Below are 16486 nucleotides of genomic sequence, written 5' to 3'. Positions count from 1 at the left end.
GTCAACGAAGTAGCCCACGTCAACCGCGTCGTCTACGACATCACGAGCAAACCGCCGGCTACGATTGAGTGGGAGTAATACTTAACTAAAATCAAATTTTAAGGTAACGAGAAATGAGTATAAAAATAATAGAGATAAAAAATTTTAAATCTATAGAATATGTAAAGTTAAATATTGATCAACTTAGTATCTTTATAGGTAAAAATGGTACGGGAAAAACAACGATTCAAAAAGCTATAAAATATTTTTATGATAACTTAATTGAAGAAAATTATTCATCTAATGTTATAGATGTTAATAATAAATATAAAAACTATATGGAAATTACGATAACATATGATTTTTCTTCAATCTTATCACGGACGAATGGTACTTTTCATGAAACAATAAGGAAAATGTTGCGGACAAATAATGGTATTTCAAATGGGGCAAATACGATTAGTTTAACTTTGAAACAGGATAGAAAAGGAAGAAAAGTCTGGAGTAGAGAATACCAACATAGATATATAATAAAAAATACACAACCAATTTATTTCATAAAAGCTAGAGAGAAAAATATAAGAGATTGGGATGATTTGTGGGATGTTTTCGGGGGTTATATTAATGCAAATGCTGGTAGGTCTATTTCGAAAGGGATAAAAAATACGTTGCCTGAAAAATTATCAACACAGTTTCAAGAGTATGTTGCCCCGATAAATACTTTTTTAAAGGAGCAAGATATTCAAATTAAAGAACAAAGTAATACTGAAAAAATAATCAACTTTTTAAAACTTTATTTTGGGGGAGAAGATTTTGAGAGTAATAAGAAAAGCTTGGATTTCTTTTCGGAAGGGACTAACTCCAAAAATTATATCACTTTTATGTCTTTTATAGCTTATATTACTAGTTTAAAAAGGTTGAAAGAGGCGACAGTAGTAATCGATGAGCCGGAAATGGGCCTTCATTTAAAAATGATAGATACTTTGATGGATAGTTTAGTTGATTATTCAAAAAAAGTTAATTTTATTTTATTAACTCATTCCCCTAGATTAGCCTCAATAGGATTAAAAGAAGTTGGAAAAATATATAAGGTAAGCAGTAAAAAAGATTATACTGTTGTCAAACAAATTATTAAAAAGAGTAATGATATAAAGCAATTAATGAGATTATCAGATACGGAATCTGGGATGTTATTTTCTGATTTCTTATTATTTGTTGAAGGTATATCAGAATATGAACTCTTTACTCATAAAGGATTAAAAACTATATTTCCTATACTAAAAGAAGTTGATGTTGTTAATACTAATTCAGATAATCCTGTAATTAATTTACTAGTATCTAGTGGCGTTGATATCCCTTATGTAAATATTATTGATATAGATAAGATTTTGAACTTTACAAAGCAAAATTCAAACATATATAAGATGAATTTTAAGAAATACGGGAATTGTTTAATTGTAAATGATACCGTAAAAGAGTATATGAGGAATTCTTTTAACAAATATTCCAAAATTCTAGAAAAGAATCAAAATATTGAAAAGTTAAATAATACAACCCTAAATAGTATGGCTCCTGTCGGAGTGAGGCCTTTAGAATTTAGAGATACATTTAATTTGATGCGATATGTTTGCAATGTCTCAAATATTTATCTAAATAAGGTAGATATTGAGTATGTGTTATCTTGTAGTATTCCATTTGATGAATGGTTTTTGAAGTATAAAAAGTGTGATAATAATGACGAACAAATGTTGGCTAATTATAGAAATCATATTGAGATAAATATACTCCGGACATGGTTAGTTAAAGGGAAAGATGAATTCCTAAATAAATTATCAGATGAAGATATAAAAAACCATTATAACGATTTTTATGATAAGTTTAATAACAAGAAAATTAATAAAGCATCAGGATGGATCACCAATTATTTAGACTATTATTTTGAAAAAAATAAAGCTATGACTAAAAATAACTTAATTAAGCAATTTAAAATAGATTTTCAAGATTTGTATGATATAATAAAAACAATTGAAGAAAAAAGAAATGAGTAGTAATTTCGATAAATCTATAGAAATTATCGAACCCATGATGAATTTTATTTTAATGACCTTGAAAAAGTTGTTAATACATGTAAAAAAGCCATGGTTAGAATTAAGGAGTCAAACTATTGAGATAGTTTGTGGATTTATAACAAGTGACTGTTATAAATTCGCTACGCGATGTTAGAGGAGTACTCATTTCTTTTTTTTAGGAGATAGTAGCAAATGGATATTTTTTCAAAAAAACAGTTTGAGACATTTTTTGGTATTGACGTTCAATCTGAAATAAGCCAAGTAAAAATAGAAAAAAGTCTATTAAAAATCATTCCTAATAAAAGAAGAATAGTTATTTTACCAAAGAAGTCACGTATTCGAACATTACAAAGGATGATTTTTAATAATTTATTCAATGATGAATGTCTGCCAGATTCTGTTTGTGGTTATGTTAGAGGAAAGTCTTATTTTGATTTTCTCACTCCACACAAGAAAAATGATTTCTTTCTTAGGGTAGATATAAAAAAATTTTTTGACTCTATTACTAAAGATAATATCAATAGATTAATTCAACAGAAACTTAAAATTAATGATGAGTCTGAGAAAAAAATATTGAATGATTTTTTATTGGAATTAGCATTATTTGAAGATTCGTTAGCTCAAGGTTTCGTTTCCTCTCCACTGTTATCAAATTTATATTTTAGAGAAGCAGATAAAAGAATAGAACAATTTTGTATTAATAACAATGTTACTTATTCGAGATATGCTGACGATTTATTGTTCTCTGCTAAAGTAGATTTATTTAGAGGGACTAAATTTATTAGTACCTTAAAATATATTTGTTCAGACTTAGGTTTGAGTATAAATTATAAGAAAATAAAAAAAGGAAATAAGTTCATTTCTTTGAATGGAATAGTTGTGGGTGATGAAGTCCGATTGTCAAGAAAAAAATTATCATACTTAAAAGGCTTTTTATTTTTTATTGAGAATCATATCCAGGACAAAGATTTAAACATAAAATTAGCACAAGAATTTGGAAAAAAATTCTACTATATAGAAAACGTTCTATGTTTTCTTAGTGGATATCGATCATTTGTAATATCAAGCAAGTCTGAAAATAGTACGGTTTGGAACGTCAAGACATCGAAGCTGATTTTGAGAATAGAAAAGATTATAGAGAAACTATATAATTAAGATTAAAATACTATGTGATAAAAAGCTTAGAAACTGTGTGTTTCTAAGCTTTTTTGTATAGAAAATATATAAAAACAAATATTGCTTGTGAAAGAGTGAATGGGTAGAATTAATGAAGGTAGAGTTAAATAGTCAAAGGGGGAAATGGATTTGGCAAGAAAAGGAAAACAGTTTGAGCAGGCATATAAATGGTTATATGATTTGGATAAAGATAAATATACAGTTACAAGTCCTGCGTATTTATATGATCCATTTGCAGAAAGAAAACGAGAAATCGATGTTCTTGTTGAATTTATGGATGGGGATAACATAAAAAGAAAAATGGCAATTGAATGTAGAGATAGAAGCCATAAGCAAGATGTTATGTGGATTGAACAGTTGCAACAAAAAAAGGAAGATTTATCTCTCGATTATATTTTAGCAACTACTACAGCTGATTTTACAACTAGTGCCATAAAAAAAGCTAAAGCACATGGTGTTATTATAGAAAAAGCTGAAATTTTTAATGCTAATTCACTTGAGGGTACACTGGAAAATGAATTTTTCAGTGATGTGTTTTTCTTTAAACTGTCATTTGAATATTTGTATTTTGTAATGGATGGAAATTGTGTAAAGCCCTTTAAGGAGTTTGTAAAGAAATTAAATTTTGTAGAACAAGTAGAGTTAATGACGTCGTTAAATAAAGACTTCTACTACGCAATTGAGCCTCATAAGTATTTAAAAAAAGCTAATATAGAAAATGAAATATTTTTTCAAAATAACAAAGATAATAGTGTTACTATAACAAATAAAATTGTACTTAAAGATAGTGCTCCTTCAATAATGTTGCGCAAGGGGGTAGTTGCACTACTGTTTAAAATAAAAATTATTCCTTTTAGATTGTCGTTGCCTTTGAATAAATCGTTATCAGTTTTTGAAGTAGAGGAAAAAAGGAACAAAAAATTTATTGCAGTATTTGGGAACGAAGACGACAATATGGAAATTGGATATATTGAAAGTAAAGTATATAGTGATATAAATCTCAAAAAGAGAAAGTATTTTAGGCTTGCTGGAGGTAGAATGAATATTAATACGATATTCCCTGGAGACCGTTCGGAATTAAAAATCAATTGGGACAAAATTATAAATGAATTCTTAGGAGAATTTGATTTTAGTAAAATTATTTAGTGCTAAGATTCTAAAATGGACAAATCAAAACCGAAAAAAATAATTGTAAAAGTAAATTGCTAATAGAAAAGATCTTTTTTCAAAATATGTCGGAATTAATAAAAAAGTAATGTTTCCCTATTTGGGACGTGGTATACTTGAGTGGAAGAATTTTAGTGGGAGGCAGTTATGGCAAAAGGGATTATTTATATTATGGAAACAGTTGTTCCAGGGATTATTAAGATTGGAAAAACAAGAACTGATCAATTTGAAAATCGTATGAAGAACCTTGAAAATAACGGATATTCAAACGTTAGCGGATTGAAGAGAAAATTCGCAATTGAAGTAGACGAATACGATGACAAAGAAAGATTAATCCACGATATTTTCAGTAAGAGCCGTGTTGGAACTTCGGAATTGTTTGCGACAGATATGGAGACAGCAGTTTCTCTTTTATCTTCGCTAGAAGGAAAGCAAGTCTACCCAACGACTAGAACAAAGAAAGAGATTTTTGAAGAAGCAACAGAAGAACTAAAGTCTCGTGAAGGTCTTGAGTTACTTCCTGATGGGGAATATCGTTTGAACCGTAAAATTAAAGGGTTCGGTGAAGTAAATGGTCGAGCAACGGTAAAACGAGGAGTGTTTACACTGTTGAAAGGCAGTCTCTGCGCAGATGTGACTACTGATGTCGTTCCTGCTATTTACGATAAAGCAATAATTGAGGATCATATTTTACAAGTAGATCTTGTTTGCTCTTCGCCATCGGCAGCCGGTTTTGTAGTGATTGGTAAAGCGAACAATGGCTGGGTAGAGTGGAAAGACGCTAACGGGAACAAGATTGATATCTATAGAAAGAAATAAAATATACGGCATGACGAGTGACTTCGCTCGCCTTCCATGGGAAGTGCTGCAAACCATCAGCGCCCGTATCGTCAACGAAGTAGCCCACGTCAACCGCGTCGTCTACGACATCACGAGCAAACCGCTGGCTACAATAGAGTGGGAATGACAGTAACAAAAACATTTCTGTTGTATAATAGAAATAATTTTTAAATATTGGAGAAAATTTATGATTATAGCAATTGGCGGTGGAGAAATAGTCAATAATGAAACTTATGAAATAGACAAGTTTATTGTCGAGTCGGCTAAAAAGGAAAATCCTAACTTTTTATTTATACCTACAGCAAGTAAAGATGCTGAGGCTTATATAGAGACTATTAATGATTATTTTGGGAGTTTAGGATGCAAAACTGATACCTTGTATTTATCTAATGTAGAAGTAAAAAGGGAAGAACTTAATAGAAAGATTGAAAGTGCAGATATCATTTATGTAGGTGGTGGTAATACTGCTTATATGATGAAAGTTTGGCAAGAATATGCTGTAGATAAGGCTCTAATGAAAGCTTATAAAAGTGGGAAGGTGCTGTCAGGTTTAAGTGCAGGCTCTATCGGTTGGTTTATAGCAGGTCATTGTGATAGTGAGTTTATTGAGGGTAGAGAGAATCCAAAACATAAATGGGTTAAGGGTCTGGGTATAATTCCTTATCTACATTGTCCACATTACGATGAGCCTGAAAGAGCAGCTTTTGATGAGTTTTACTCCGGACAGATTGCTGATGCCATTGCCATTGAGAATCAAGTAGCTATTGTTTGGGATGATTATGAAATGAAAGTTATTAAGTCTAATCTTCACAAGAATGCTTACCATCTTTCTTGGAGTGATACAGGTTTGAATAAAGAAGTTTTATTATAGGATGAAACTGACTCCCGTAAATGAAACAATTAAGCGGGATTAAAGTATTTCTCTTCGGCTTTTTATGTTATGTAGCGCTGACAGTATTTCTCACCTTGTTTTTTTAGCTTGAACAATGGAGTCGAGAATTTAAATTTATTTTTATGTTCTTTATTCTGCAACGATTGAGTGGGAATAGAAAAACCAAATACTGAAAGCCTTTCATCTATTAGTTGGGAGGCTTTTGTGGAAAATAGAGAATAATCGATAAAAAGATGTGGAGTACAAATGAATATAAAAATTAGAAAGATGACAGTCAGCGATTTGGGACCACTGTACAACCTTTTGTCGAATTCGGAAGTAATGCACTTTCTCGAAGCACCCTACACAAAGGAGCAGACCGAACAGTTCTTTTTACGAGCAGGTCTTTCGAAGACGCCATTGATATACGCAGTTGAAAAAGATAACGACTTTATCGGATATGTGATTTATCATGATTATGATTCAGAAAGTGTCGAGATTGGATGGGTTTTAGAACCTGACTTCTGGGGGAAAGGGATTGCCTCCTATTTGACATCCAGAATGATAGAAAAAGCCAGAAATGCGGGCAAACAAGTCGTGATAGAATGTTTACCGGAACAAACAAGTAGCATTCGGATAGCTGAAAAATATGGATTCCAAAATTGTGGGATGATCGATGGGCTGATGATCTATCGCTTATAAAGGTATCTTCCAGATTGTAGGGATAGGTAATTAAACAGGTAAGAGGATAAAATATGATAAGATTGGAAAAGATAAATGGGAAAAATGTATGGGATGCTTTAAAACTAAAAGTATCTGACGAACAGAAAAAATTTGTGGCTTCTAATGAAATTAGTGTTATTGAAGCATACACGGTCATAACAGGAAATGGATATGCTTTCCCTTTTGTCATATATAATGATGATGTGCCAGTAGGCTTCCTCATGATTGGATTTGATGTGCATGATGATTGGGAAGATGCACCTAATATTGCAAAGGGAAATTATAACTTGTGGAGGCTAATGATAGATAAAAATTATCAAGGAAAAGGTTATGGCAGAAAGGCGATGGAGCTTGCATTAGCCTTTATAAAAACTCTTCCTAGTGGACGAGCAGGGTATTGCTGGCTATCCTATGAACCTGAAAATGAAGTTGCTTATAAATTATATAGCTCTTTTGGTTTTGTTGAAACAGGTGAATTCGATGGAGAAGAAGTCATTGCTGCTATAAATCTTTAATACAAATCCCAGTTTGTTGAGAATTATGATTTAGTTTAGAGTACAGAGATAAGTGAACAGACCGAAATCAAAATGAGTAAAGGAGTCCATTAAAATGAGACAATTAAGCGGTATTAAAGTATTTCTCTTTGGCTTTTTATACAACGTAGCGTTATTTTTGTTTGTTAATTTGTTTTTTGGGTTTGAACAATGGAATCGAGGATTTAAATTTGTATTCATGCTCTTAATGTTTTTGTCATTTTCCATATTTTTAAATAAAGGTTATTTCGATAAGTTTTTAAGCAAAAAAGATTGAATAGCGTATAGACTGGAGATGAATGAAATGAATCGTATCTTCAAATATCTTATTGCAAGTATAATTATGGGGACTACCGTGTTCTTTGCCGTTTATTATACAAAAGGTGAATATAACTATATGGCATTTCCGATAGCTTTCATTCTTAACGGAACAATTTATTTCAGTAGGAAGAAAACTTAGTTTAGTAAGCTAACTTTTAAAAATAAATGAAAAAGGCTCTGGAATTTTAGTTCCGGAGCCTTTATGATTGGGATTGAGAGACTGTATTTGAAGGGAGTAGTCTGCATGGGTGAGAAGATTGAAATTAAGAAGCAAGATTTCTATGAGATGATGTATTTAATAGAGAAAATTCTGTATATCGCAGAACGCTCAGGGGCCAGAGAGGATAGCGACAACAACGCGTATTCTTTAGCCATCACTTTTGGAAAAGAGAACGTTGTGAAGGAGCTGCTATCACTTCGAAGAAAAATGAATCGCTATTTAGATGAGCAGGGCGAAGCGGAGTTAGAGAAAATTTTCGAACCAATTGATGACATTACAATTCCCTACGGCCTAACCCTCGAAGCTTTACGAAAAGAACTCGACCCGTACTTGCTGAAAAGAAAGAAGGGGTAAAATGAAAAAGGGAACTTTGGAAAAACGAATTGAGGACGCGACAAATATGTGTAAAGGAAAAATCGCAAAAACTCTTGATGAATGTTTGAATGAAGTGAAAGATCATGTAGATAAATGCTTGAGTAAGTTAGAAGGAAAGCCGGGATATTCTAAGAAACCTAAATGTAAAAAGCCAATCTCTTATACTATTGAGGTTGTTGATTTAAATGAAACTATTAGTAGAAAAGATGGGGAGCGTTTCTTTATTCAATTTACTAAAGACGGTTACGTAATTGTAGTAGGTGCAGGGCATGACTATGGAAGGTCTAAAAATAATTTGAACGCAAGGATATTAGACGGAGTAGATAAAAAATGGAGTAACAAAACAATTCTTATCTACGTAAAAAATTTAAGACCTACCATGGGACGCTATGGAGCGGGCCCAGATCAATATACAGATAATATTCTTCAATGTAGGAATGGTGTGGAAATGTACATTGGTGAATATCTTCTAAAAGCAGGGCTTCCAATATTAAATAAATACTCACATAGAAACTATAATTATTCTGAAGAAGATTGGGATAAGATGATAACTAGTGCTTTAAAAGATAATAAAAACCAGAAATTACTCGAAAGAAGGCATAAAGATGAAAAGTAAATTATATATGATAGGAAACGGATTTGATTTAGCACATAAAATTCCTTCTACTTTTAATCCTGATTTTAAAAATATAGCTTTAAAATATGAGAGTAGATACCAGTGTTTTTGGGACTTATATCAGACTAAAAATGAGGATATTTGGTCTGATTTTGAAAATTTATTGGGCAGACCGGATTTTAATATTTTGGAAGAAATTTTTGAAGGGTATGCCCCGGACTATTTATCAGACAGAGAAAGTGATCGAGATGATATTATCAATCAAGTCAGTATAAATGGAAACTTAAAAGAAGCAGTGGCTGAATTTGCTAGAAAAGCGGATGCTTATTTAGAGAATGTCGATAGAATGGGATTTTTTGAAGAACTTTTAGATTCTAATGGTTACTATATTTCATTTAATTATACTCATACATTAGAAAATGTTTATAACATTCCAGAAGAGCGAATTATACACATTCATGGTGAAGTTGGGAAAAATAATCTAGAACTGGGTTTTCCTGAAGGGGATTTTAAACCTGAAAAATATTATTATGATGTTAGACAAAAAGGCAAAGGCCCTTATGCTATACTTGATATTGATGATTTTGTAAACCAAATAGAAGATTATTACATAGCTACTGCTTATAGAGAATTGATAAACAAATGTAAGACTTTTTCTAAACCCGTCAACGTGGATTTACTTATTGATTTTTTAGAGAAAAATCATCTTGAAGTCGAAACTATTATTGTTTTTGGTCACTCTTGTGCTATTGATTTTGAGTACTTCAATTTTTTGAATAAACAATTTCCTAATGCTAATTGGGACTTCTATGTTAGAGGTGAGAAGCAAGAAAGGGATGTACAAAAATTAATAGACAAAGAGAGAATAATGAATAGTTATATTTATCCTGTTGAAACAATGAAATAGTGTAGTTTTTAGGAGTAAGTAGGAGGAAAGTTAGGACGGTGAATAAATGAGTTATATAAATGAGATTCAAAATAAAATACTCGAATTGGAAGGGGGAGCATTCCAGAAATTATTTGATGAATATTTATATAAAAGATTTGGTTTTAATAATATCCAGACGTTAGGTGTTCAATTAGGTACGAATAAATCGAAAAAAGGTGTTCCAGACTCTTATGTTCAGGCAGAGAATGGGCAATATATCTTAATAAATTATGGAACCATCCAAAAGAAGTTTGTACAAAAAATGATAGAGGATATTTTATCAAATGTTAATAATGAGACTATACCGTTTGATAAAGTTCAAATAAGTAAAATCATTTGCGGACATGCTTCTACAAATATAACCATTGAGGATCGTGTTCAAATAGAAGAAGCTGCTAAAGATGTGGAAGTGGAATTAATAGGTATTGATACGTTGTCGCATGATCTTTGGCTGCGTTATCCACATATAGCCAAAAGTCACTTAGGAATCTCAATTGATACAAATCAATTTTTTGATGTTGAAGATTTTGCAGAAGAGTATGATTCAAGAAAACTGAATGCGCCATTAAAATGTGAATTTCATTATCGTGAGAGCTTATTTAACGAAATCTGTGAGAGTATAGATGAAAATTTAGTCACAATTTTAACTGGAGCTTCTGGAGTTGGGAAAACAAGGTTAGCCTTGGAAGTATGTAGAAAGAAAAAAGAAGAATATACCGTCTACTGTATTTTAAATAATGGAAATTTTCTATATGAAGATATTAAATATTACATTGATAGACCTGGAAGATATTTATTGATGTTAGATGATGCAAATTTGCTGGAGCGAATAGGGAATATATTAACACAATTATTTTCGAAGTCTAAAGACTACGAAATTAGAATATTAATTACTGTGAGAGATTATGCCTCTAACGTAGTAATATCAAAAGTAAAAAGAAATGTAAATTTAAATCTAAATGTTATAAAGGTAGAAGTTTTTGAAAAAGAAGAAATAAGAAATATTTTGGTAGAAAACTTAGGAATCAAAAATATTGATTATTTAGATAAAATATCAGAAATCGCTAATGGGAATGCAAGACTTGCATATTTGGCTGGTATAAATGCGTTAAATAAAGGATACCCTTCCATTAGTAATGCTGAGGATATTTTTCGAGAGTATTACGGGGATGTACTGAGTGATACTAATCTTAGCCAGAGTGATATTTTTGTTCTTTTTATGATTACTATAGCAGGTAATGTGAGAGAAGATAAAAATCAATTCTATAACGACTTAAAAAATCATTATGGAAATATGCTTACTGAAAAAGAATCAGTCGAAAAATTATATGATTTAGAGTTAATTGATTGGTTTAAACATAAAATAAAGAAAATATCTGATCAAAGTTTAGGAAATTATATTCTTTATCGTGTTCTATGGGAGAAAAAGTTGATTAATTTAGAAAAATTTATTAATTGGACTTTTCCAAGGTATAAAAATAAAGTTGTGTATACTTTGAATACTTTGATTTCTATTTTCCACTCAACTGACCTAATGAAGGAAGTTGAACGTTCAATTATATCAGCTTGGGAAACTGCTCCGCAAGAACAATTTACTGAATATCTGGAATCGTTCCATCTAATAAATCAAGAAAAGTCTTTAGCATATATAAAAGATTATATTAGTCAACAAAAACAAACTGACTTTGATTTACAGTTATATAATTTGGAATCTCTGAATAAAACGAATCAAGTCACAAATATAATAATCAAAGTATTAGGAGGATTTAAGTATACAGAGAACTTTGAACTTTCTATAGAATTGTTGCTAATTTATTTTAAAAAGAGACCCGATTTAATAGAAGATTTTTTCTTTGTAATTAATCATAATTTTTTATTTGATAAAGATTCCGATAATTATAGATATTTCAAGGAAACTACCTTACTAAAAAAATTATGGGAAGCAACAAATGAAGGTAGTAATTATAATGAAACTATTTTATATATTAAAGTAGCAGAAAAAGCATTAGAATTAGAAAGCTCTTTTACCGAATATGATGTTAATAACCAAACCATAACTTATGTGGTTTTAACATTAGGTTTTAATAACGAAGTAAAAGAACTTAGAAATCAAATTTGGCGCAAATTAGGTATGTTAAAAAAGAATAGGGAATATCGAGAAATCATCAATAATATTGTTATAAAGGTATATGCTAGACGTTTGAAAGGTGAAGATGCCCAATATTTTCTAAAGTCTGATTTTGATGCAATTATACTATACTATATTGATGAAATGAATATTGATTTTTATGATGCAAAAATTTTGGATAAATATGAAACAAGTTTTCGTCAATTAGGTATGAAATTAGGTAAAGATATCCCAAATCCAATGGCAAATCCTGAATTTAAAATGTATAAATTACTTAGTTGCAGGGAAAATGTTTTTAGTTTTTCTGAAGAAGACGAAAAATGTTTAGAAAATATTGAAACAGAAATCAGTGATTATAATATTAATGACTACAAAAAAATGTTCATGTTATTCAATTTGTTAGAGAGAGAAATCAGCAAATCAAATTGTTGGAAATTTCAAGCAGGACTAGATACAGTCTTTGAACTTTTAGAAAAAGATATAAATAAATATATAGAAGTTCTCTCTCTCTATTTTGAAAATGATACACCGTTAGGTTTATTAGGTGTTAAACAAGTTATGTTCTTGTTGAATTCCAAGGGATATCATGAAACTTACAAATTAATTAGTAAATTTAATTTTTCACGAAAAGTAGCATGGCTTAATCATATTTGGGAAAATATAAATGAGACGGAAATCACACAAGAAATAGTGAAAGATTATAAAAATTTTTTAAACTCTAATTTGGGATCAAAAGTGGAATGCATCCCTTCTATTCATAGATTGTTTATATATGGTAGTAGAGATTCTGAAATAAAGGAATTCGTGATTGGAAAAATTAGAGAAAGTATTGAATTATCCGAAGTATTTTTAAATAATGTGTATCGAGAAGAAGATATAAATTTATTGATAAGTATTTCCGGAGAAAATATAGACAATTTAAATTTAATTTATCTACAAGCTATTAAAACAAATCCACATATTGACTATAATGGGAAAATTTTTGCTACAATTTTTCTGCAAAATCCAAGTATATGGGGTGAATATGTTAAAGCGGTTAATAACAATCAAATTCCTAAAGAATATGTTCACAATATTGTTAATTTAATTTGGAAAAATAAAGGTTGGCGACAATATATAGATTATGCATATAGTGTTTTTTCAGAGAATAGAAGTGACTATATCGGTAGGCTAGTTGATTTATTATTTATTAAGAATGATGATGAGAAAATTTCAAGTAGACAAAAAAGATGGTTATCAGACAAATTAAAGGAAACTGCGATAAATATTGAGCAGTGTAAAAAAATAATAGGTATTATAGCTACAGTGAGGGAGGATTGGAAGCTTGAATTTATATTAAAATTTTTAAAATATAATAAAAATATAGCGGACTTTAAAAAGATATATTTATTTCCAAAATCGGAATTTTGGAGTGGTAGTAAAATCCCAATCATTCTAGAAAAAATTGAATTCCTAGAGTCTCTGAAGGATATATTAAAAGGAATTGATTACATTGAACACAAGAGTTATGTAATGGATTTAATAAGGATTTTAAAAAAAGAGATAGAAGAAGCGGAATTAGATGATTATAACAACGGAAATGATGATTATTAAAATCTAGGTACTTTGTATAAAATCACTCACTTGAAGTAGAAACACCCAAGAAATTTAACCAAGCACATAACTTGCCACCTAAGTTATGTGCTTTTTAATGCAAGAATTTTCTTGCAACCGTTGTCTTACGTTTGCCATCCACCCGCCCCTAATCGTATACTAACGATGTACAACCATTAAGGAGGGTTTTTATGTTTTTATCGGAAGAGTTATTACAAGAAATTCATGAGCGTGCACCGCGTTATGACAAAGGGAATGCGTGGCCTGCGGAAGACTATGCATCGCTAAAAGAGGCGGGATACTTGAAGGCGTTCGTGCCAAAAGAGTACGGCGGATTCGGTCTCACACTGAAAGAGATTGCGCAAGAACAAACGCGTCTTGCGATGGCGGCTCCAGGGACTGCGCTTGGGGTGAATATGCACCAAATTATTGTCGGCCTTGGCAAGCACATGGTTCGTTTTGGCAACAAGAAGGGAGAACAAATCCTTCGCGATGCAGCAGAAGGCAAGTTGTTGGCGTTTGGGATTTCTGAACCTTCGAATGACCGTGTGTTATTCGGTTCGATTTCTGAGGCTCGCCCAGAAGCAGACGGTGCGTATCGTTTCTACGGCAAGAAAGTCTTCTTATCTATGGGAAAATATTGCGATAAGTTAGTTTCATTTGGGCAAGATAATACAGGGGAGTCACCACTGTCAGTATTCGCGTATTTAACACCAGACAAAGAAACGTTCTTGGTGAAAGAAGACTGGGATACAATGGGCATGCGTGCGACGCAATCAAACAGCGTGGAGTTGAAAGGGATTTTTGCAGCAGAGGAGCAAATTTTAACGAAAGTGGCTCCTGGACCAAGCTTTGATCCAGTGGTGTTTGGTATTTTCGCGTACTTCGAGATTTTACTTGCGGCAACGTACTTTGGTATCGGGAAACGTGCGCTAGAAATCGGAGTTGAAACGGTGAAAACTCGTCACTCTGTATCCAATGATGCGCCTTATGCCAACGATAAAAACATTCGCTGGAGAATTGCGGAAGCGGCGATTATGCTAGACGGCATTCAACCGCAAATTAACGAGTTGAGCGATACGCTAGAAGCAAGCACGGAATACAGCTTCATCTGGTTGCCTCGCTTGTCTTCGATTAAGAACCGTTCTGTGGAAGTATCGAAGAAGGCCGTGGAAGAAATCGTTCGTGCCAGCGGCGGTAGTTCGTACTTTAACCGTACAGAATTATCTCGCTTATACCGCGATGTGTTGGCTGGCTTGTTCCAACCAAGTGACCAAGAGTCATTGCATGATGCGTGGGCGAATATTCTCTTAGGACCTATCCAATAATTTTATTTATATAGTAGAAAAGCTCGCTTGCGTAGTGCAGGCGAGCTTATTTGTATTTAAACAAGTTCAGTGGATTATATGGGTGTATCCGTATTTGTGAATCCACTGTTATTAAATATCTAATTTTTCGATGATTTCACCATTCTGTTGTTTGATCTGAATTTTTTGAATCAGTTCTTCCCCTAAATACTTGGAGAACGCACTTAAGTCAGGTGCGACTTCAAAGAGAATATGGTGGTTTTCTTCATCAGGTATGAATGAAGACTGATGATTTTTTGGATTTGACCAATAATTCCAATTCGTATCGGTTCGTTCGTAATAAACATAGTTATTCTTTTTCGTAACGTAAATTCTTTTATTCGTCAGAGTCCGTTCATCTTGAGACTTAATTATAGCTGAATATAATTTTAATCCCTCGAATTGCTTATATTCTCGAATTTTATCATTTGAAACGTTAAGTTTAATCACTTCATAATCCATAACCTTACCTCCAAAATAGTCAACTGGATGATATGCTGTTACTTCTATTATACCACTTTTTAAGAGTGATTTCTATCTCTTTACGATTGTGAAATGGATCCGTTTGATTGGCTAAGGCGAAATTTTCAGTGTTGAACAACCGAAATGTAACATATAAGTTACGTAACTTTTATGTTACATTTTGCTTTTTAGAAATACGTCTTAACAAGTTCAAGTTCTGCTTCGTTTAGTTCTCGGTATTCCCCAGGAGCCAGCGATTCATCTAACACAAACTCTCCAAAGCGAATGCGTTTAAGATACGTCACTTTCACACCAACGCATAGAAACATCTTCTTCACTTGATGGAATTTCCCTTCAGAGATTGTGACGGTCGCACGGCTTAAGCTGCCGCTACTTTCTATTATCGTAAGCGAACTAGTTTTGCATTGATACCCACCGTGGAAAGTGACGCCGCGTTTGAAGGTTTCTACGGCATCTTTGTCAAGCGGGCCGTTGACTTCTACATAATATTCCTTCTCGATATGTTGGTCGGGGTTTAACATGCGATAACCCAGCGGACCATTATTTGTCACAAGCAGCAGTCCCTCGGTATCCCCATCGAGTCGTCCAAGCGGGTAGAGGCCTTCAACGTTCTCTTTTGAGAAGAGGTCGATGACGGTCGTATGTTCCTTATCGGTCGTAGCGGAGATGATGCCTTGAGGTTTATTCAGCATGTAGTACTTCTGGCTGTCGTCGTGAATCTGAGTACCGTTCACCGTGATGACTTGCAGGGTTGCGTCGACATTATTGCTGACGTGAGTGGCCGAAACACCATCGATTAAGACAGCTTCGTTCTTGATGAGTTTCTTCATTTCACGGCGGCTCAGCACCAGATGTTTCATTAATAGATGTTCGAGTCTCATAGGCCCTCCTTGCAGTCGTTTTCTCGATTATACAATTTTTTTCAAAAATCGAGTAGTTATTCGTTGACGTCTCTTTCTTCCTGTGGTAAATTATTAAACGTTGTCGCGCAAGATGTTAAAAAACATCGAATCATATTTCTTGCAAAGAAAATGAACGCGTGATATGATATCAAAGTTGTTGCAAAACAACGATTGACCTTTGAAAACTGAACAAAGAAGACGAACCAAATGTGTAGG

General features: G+C 32.4%; 17 protein-coding genes and 1 pseudogene. 15 read left to right on the top strand and 3 right to left on the bottom strand.

Annotated elements, in window-relative coordinates; translation table 11 throughout:
* The 15 genes and pseudogenes from Q0594_RS08485 to Q0594_RS08285 form a co-directional block, all read left to right on the top strand.
* On the top strand, nt 1-78 hold a 78-nt coding region (locus Q0594_RS08485; RefSeq protein ID WP_366518793.1), incomplete at its 5' end, for a hypothetical protein.
* A 35-nt stretch (nt 79-113) separates the two neighbouring features.
* Complete coding sequence (locus Q0594_RS08350; protein WP_298731195.1) at nt 114-2027, top strand: retron Eco8 family effector endonuclease; 1914 nt, start codon at nt 114-116, stop codon at nt 2025-2027.
* Between the two features lie 213 nt (nt 2028-2240).
* On the top strand, nt 2241-3203 hold the full coding sequence (locus tag Q0594_RS08345) for a reverse transcriptase family protein (RefSeq protein ID WP_298731193.1): 963 nt from the start codon (nt 2241-2243) through the stop codon (nt 3201-3203).
* Between the two features lie 150 nt (nt 3204-3353).
* Nucleotides 3354-4370 carry a hypothetical protein gene (locus Q0594_RS08340; RefSeq protein ID WP_298731190.1) on the top strand — a complete coding sequence of 339 codons (1017 nt, stop codon included), beginning with the start codon at nt 3354-3356 and terminating at the stop codon, nt 4368-4370.
* 168 nt (nt 4371-4538) lie between these two features.
* Entirely contained in the window at nt 4539-5210 is a 672-nt protein-coding gene (locus tag Q0594_RS08335; RefSeq protein ID WP_298731188.1) for a DUF4357 domain-containing protein, read from the top strand.
* A 1-nt stretch (nt 5211) separates the two neighbouring features.
* Nucleotides 5212-5358, top strand: a pseudogene (locus tag Q0594_RS08330) (hypothetical protein); the annotation flags it as partial.
* Between the two features lie 60 nt (nt 5359-5418).
* Nucleotides 5419-6102, top strand: a complete 684-nt coding sequence (locus Q0594_RS08325) for a peptidase E (RefSeq protein ID WP_298731186.1) — start codon at nt 5419-5421, stop codon at nt 6100-6102.
* 267 nt (nt 6103-6369) lie between these two features.
* A complete protein-coding gene (locus Q0594_RS08320) occupies nt 6370-6804 on the top strand; it encodes a GNAT family N-acetyltransferase (protein WP_298646937.1) in 435 nt (144 codons plus the stop codon).
* Between the two features lie 53 nt (nt 6805-6857).
* Nucleotides 6858-7340 carry a GNAT family N-acetyltransferase gene (locus Q0594_RS08315; protein ID WP_298731184.1) on the top strand — a complete coding sequence of 161 codons (483 nt, stop codon included), beginning with the start codon at nt 6858-6860 and terminating at the stop codon, nt 7338-7340.
* Between the two features lie 94 nt (nt 7341-7434).
* The gene (locus Q0594_RS08310) at nt 7435-7635 is read left to right on the top strand and encodes a hypothetical protein (RefSeq protein WP_298731182.1); all 201 of its coding nucleotides are present in this window, start codon (nt 7435-7437) and stop codon (nt 7633-7635) included.
* A gap of 288 nt (nt 7636-7923) precedes the next feature.
* A complete protein-coding gene (locus Q0594_RS08305; protein WP_298731180.1) occupies nt 7924-8253 on the top strand; it encodes a hypothetical protein in 330 nt (109 codons plus the stop codon).
* Nucleotide 8254: 1 nt separating this feature from the next.
* Nucleotides 8255-8890: a hypothetical protein gene (locus tag Q0594_RS08300; protein WP_298731178.1), complete on the top strand. Its 636-nt coding sequence runs from the start codon at nt 8255-8257 to the stop codon at nt 8888-8890.
* Nucleotides 8880-9797 (top strand): AbiH family protein, encoded by a 918-nt coding sequence (locus Q0594_RS08295; RefSeq protein ID WP_298731176.1) that lies wholly within the window; start codon nt 8880-8882, stop codon nt 9795-9797. The genes Q0594_RS08300 and Q0594_RS08295 overlap by 11 nt, the downstream gene beginning before the upstream one ends.
* 46 nt (nt 9798-9843) lie before the next feature.
* Nucleotides 9844-13539 carry a hypothetical protein gene (locus tag Q0594_RS08290; RefSeq protein WP_298731174.1) on the top strand — a complete coding sequence of 1232 codons (3696 nt, stop codon included), beginning with the start codon at nt 9844-9846 and terminating at the stop codon, nt 13537-13539.
* A 191-nt stretch (nt 13540-13730) separates the two neighbouring features.
* On the top strand, nt 13731-14867 hold the full coding sequence (locus Q0594_RS08285) for an acyl-CoA dehydrogenase family protein (RefSeq protein WP_298731172.1): 1137 nt from the start codon (nt 13731-13733) through the stop codon (nt 14865-14867).
* A 111-nt stretch (nt 14868-14978) separates the two neighbouring features.
* On the opposite strand, the gene Q0594_RS08280 is transcribed toward Q0594_RS08285, so the two are convergent.
* The 3 genes from Q0594_RS08280 to Q0594_RS08270 form a co-directional block, all read right to left on the bottom strand.
* Complete coding sequence (locus Q0594_RS08280) at nt 14979-15347, bottom strand: EXLDI protein (protein WP_298731170.1); 369 nt, start codon at nt 15345-15347, stop codon at nt 14979-14981.
* A gap of 188 nt (nt 15348-15535) precedes the next feature.
* Nucleotides 15536-16249, bottom strand: a complete 714-nt coding sequence (locus Q0594_RS08275) for a pseudouridine synthase (RefSeq protein WP_298731168.1) — start codon at nt 16247-16249, stop codon at nt 15536-15538.
* A gap of 56 nt (nt 16250-16305) precedes the next feature.
* Nucleotides 16306-16486: hypothetical protein (locus tag Q0594_RS08270; RefSeq protein ID WP_298731166.1), on the bottom strand; the 181-nt coding region annotated here is incomplete at its 5' end.

The organism is uncultured Granulicatella sp. (assembly GCF_938030755.1).
Lineage (GTDB): Bacteria > Bacillota > Bacilli > Lactobacillales > Aerococcaceae > Granulicatella.
The sequence above is the reverse complement of the archived record's forward strand: the minus strand, read 5'-3'. Positions and strand labels throughout refer to the sequence as shown.

Coding starts and splice junctions, on each gene's coding strand:
- Q0594_RS08350 (WP_298731195.1), top strand. CDS start 114: ATGAGTATAAAAATAATAGAGATAAAAAATTTTAAATCTATAGAATAT.
- Q0594_RS08345 (WP_298731193.1), top strand. CDS start 2,241: ATGGATATTTTTTCAAAAAAACAGTTTGAGACATTTTTTGGTATTGAC.
- Q0594_RS08335 (WP_298731188.1), top strand. CDS start 4,539: ATGGCAAAAGGGATTATTTATATTATGGAAACAGTTGTTCCAGGGATT.
- Q0594_RS08325 (WP_298731186.1), top strand. CDS start 5,419: ATGATTATAGCAATTGGCGGTGGAGAAATAGTCAATAATGAAACTTAT.
- Q0594_RS08320 (WP_298646937.1), top strand. CDS start 6,370: ATGAATATAAAAATTAGAAAGATGACAGTCAGCGATTTGGGACCACTG.
- Q0594_RS08315 (WP_298731184.1), top strand. CDS start 6,858: ATGATAAGATTGGAAAAGATAAATGGGAAAAATGTATGGGATGCTTTA.
- Q0594_RS08310 (WP_298731182.1), top strand. CDS start 7,435: ATGAGACAATTAAGCGGTATTAAAGTATTTCTCTTTGGCTTTTTATAC.
- Q0594_RS08305 (WP_298731180.1), top strand. CDS start 7,924: ATGGGTGAGAAGATTGAAATTAAGAAGCAAGATTTCTATGAGATGATG.
- Q0594_RS08300 (WP_298731178.1), top strand. CDS start 8,255: ATGAAAAAGGGAACTTTGGAAAAACGAATTGAGGACGCGACAAATATG.
- Q0594_RS08295 (WP_298731176.1), top strand. CDS start 8,880: ATGAAAAGTAAATTATATATGATAGGAAACGGATTTGATTTAGCACAT.
- Q0594_RS08290 (WP_298731174.1), top strand. CDS start 9,844: ATGAGTTATATAAATGAGATTCAAAATAAAATACTCGAATTGGAAGGG.
- Q0594_RS08285 (WP_298731172.1), top strand. CDS start 13,731: ATGTTTTTATCGGAAGAGTTATTACAAGAAATTCATGAGCGTGCACCG.
- Q0594_RS08280 (WP_298731170.1), bottom strand. CDS start 15,347: ATGGATTATGAAGTGATTAAACTTAACGTTTCAAATGATAAAATTCGA.
- Q0594_RS08275 (WP_298731168.1), bottom strand. CDS start 16,249: ATGAGACTCGAACATCTATTAATGAAACATCTGGTGCTGAGCCGCCGT.